General features: G+C 33.3%; 1 protein-coding gene. It reads right to left on the bottom strand.

What is annotated here, in order from left to right; all coding sequences use genetic code 11:
• Nucleotides 1-183: 183 nt before the first annotated feature.
• Nucleotides 184-1251, bottom strand: coding sequence for a DUF6997 domain-containing protein (locus B092_RS14545; protein ID WP_408637655.1), 1068 nt, complete (start codon nucleotides 1249-1251; stop codon nucleotides 184-186).
• Nucleotides 1252-1410 lie beyond the last annotated feature (159 nt).

Genomic DNA, 1410 nt, shown 5'->3' with positions numbered 1-1410 from the left:
ATACCTTCTTGACGACATAGGTCAGCGATCGGCTCACCCGCTTCTGCACGCTTTAACAAGGCGATAATCTGTTCTTCACTCTTACGTTTGCTCATCGTAAAACCCCTAAAGATAATTTAACTATAAAGGAAAATTCTATATTTGAGCTGTGTTAATTTAGGGGGTGGTTACCGTTATAGCATTTCATTCATCTACTTGTTCTAAAATCCAGTTTATCCAACTTAAAACAGTAGTAGCTCTTCTCTTGAAGGTTTTTTCAGAATTCATGTTAGGAATTCTTGATTCTTTCATGATTTTGACAATCTCCTCCTTGGAAGGTGGTGAGGTTTTTTCAAAATACAGTTTTAACGTTTTATTAAATACTTGATAAGAAAGAATTTGACGAATATATAATACTTGTCTATCTGCAAGATTGGTGGTTAAGATTTTCTTTCCAATATCAGTTAAATAACAGCCGATTTGATTTGTAGCGGGATCCCTTCCGGTGTCTATTAAGCCAAGATATTTACCAGCATTGCTATAGTAATCAGTTTGTCTGCTGACAAAATCATAGTTTTCCGTTATTTCCTCTTTTGATAGAAAGTCTTTTTCAAGCAAAAGTTCACAGAGATTGATAACTCGCTTAAATTCATCAGCTTGTGGAAAGGGGGCGTTGTGAGGCTCAGGAAGTATTTTGATATCATCAAGAATTTGTTGTAATGTTTCAAAATTGAAACTTTCTTTTTGAATAATATATTTTGTATGTTTTAAAAGACGTATTGAATTATAGTTATCCAAAGAATCGAATGCATACTCTCTTAGATGAAATTCACCATTTGAGTAAGTGAGAAAAACTGGCCGTACTTTTTTGTTAATTTTATTTGCCCAGAGTTGGTATGGGTAATATAGCTGTCTAATAAGAAAATCATTTGAAATATAGTTTTTAGCTTCTATAAGAACTAATGAATTATTCCCTTCATAACCACCATCAATTTCAATTTGAGCGTTTATTACTTGAACATCATGAGTGGTTGTTTTTGAGTTGGTTATTTTGAAATTGAATTTAGACGAACTCATTCTGCCATTTACTGTTGGAAATAGCTCTTCTTCATCGACAAAATTGTGAATGATTTTTGATACATAAGCGCAATTAATTGCTATTGATTCACTGGTGATGTTTTCATAATCGAGACTTTCTAAGTGTGGAAATTCAAAAGATTGTACATTACAAGGCTCTTTATTAAAGTCATGGAAAGTATCAAGTTTTCCTATAATATATGAACCTCTTGTAATTGGTAGTATTGATAAATCATTATTTTTGAAGAGCTCAGGAAGCTATAGAGCGACAATTAACTTGACCGGCGTGACGACAATTATGTTGGCCGGTTAATCTGCTAAGGTCAGACACAGTTAAAACGGAGGGTTTTGCTG

The organism is Oligella ureolytica DSM 18253 (assembly GCF_000373745.1).
GTDB lineage: Bacteria > Pseudomonadota > Gammaproteobacteria > Burkholderiales > Burkholderiaceae_B > Oligella > Oligella ureolytica.
This window is presented reverse-complemented; position numbering and strand designations above follow the sequence as displayed.